The sequence below is a fragment of the Mesorhizobium sp. genome (assembly GCF_004962245.1).
In the GTDB taxonomy this organism is placed as follows: domain Bacteria; phylum Pseudomonadota; class Alphaproteobacteria; order Rhizobiales; family Rhizobiaceae; genus Mesorhizobium.
The window spans coordinates 1-768 of the sequence record NZ_SUHQ01000100.1 but is presented as its reverse complement, the minus strand read 5'-3'; the positions used below and the strand labels follow the sequence as shown (position 1 = coordinate 768).

The 768-nt window shown below is 59.4% G+C and carries 1 protein-coding gene; it reads right to left on the bottom strand.

The features are described 5' to 3' along the window. Positions 1-18: 18 nt before the first annotated feature. The gene (locus tag E5X88_RS33520) at positions 19-642 is read right to left on the bottom strand and encodes a GDP-mannose 4,6-dehydratase (RefSeq protein ID WP_366929990.1); all 624 of its coding nucleotides are present in this window, start codon (positions 640-642) and stop codon (positions 19-21) included. Between the last annotated feature and the right edge of the window lie 126 nt (positions 643-768).

Below are 768 nucleotides of genomic sequence, written 5' to 3'. Positions count from 1 at the left end.
TTTAAACGAGGCCGGACTCTAATCCCAACTGGAGGAAATTACCCGTGGCAGGTCAGTGCGTTCAGAGCCGCCGCCGACATTGTAGCTCTCGCCGACCGTGCCCTGGGTGGCGACCAAGGCGCGCGCCTGGTCCTCGACGAAAAGCCAGTCGCGTACGTTTGCGCCGGCGCCGTAGACCGGCAACGGCTTTTCGTCCAGCGCGTTCAGAATGACGAGCGGGACCAGCTTTTCGGGGAATTGGAACGGACCGTAATTGTTCGAGCTGTTCGACAGGACGACCGGCAAGCCGTAGGTGTCGTGCCATGCACGCACCAAATGATCCGACGCGGCCTTCGACGCCGAATAGGGCGAAGACGGCGCATAAGGCGTCTGTTCAGTAAAAACACTGCTGCCGAGGGGCAGATCGCCGAACACCTCGTCAGTCGAAACGTGGTGAAAACGAAACCGGCTTTTTTTGTCGTCGGGCAGTCTGCGCCAATGTTCCAGGGCCGAATTGAGCATCCGGTACGTGCCGACGATATTGGTTTCGATGAAGGCAGCGGGCCGGTCGATCGACCGGTCGACATGGCTTTCGGCGGCAAGATGCATGACGATGTCGATGCCGTCGCGATGCAGCACTTCCAGAATCTCCTGTCGTCGCAGATGTCGGCGTGCTCGAATCTGTAGTTGTGGGCATTCTCGATCGCCCGCAACGACGCAAGGTTTCCGGCATAGTATCCCTCCGGTGAATGCCGCCTTGTAGGCTGAGGGCGAACGTCGGAAGTCCTA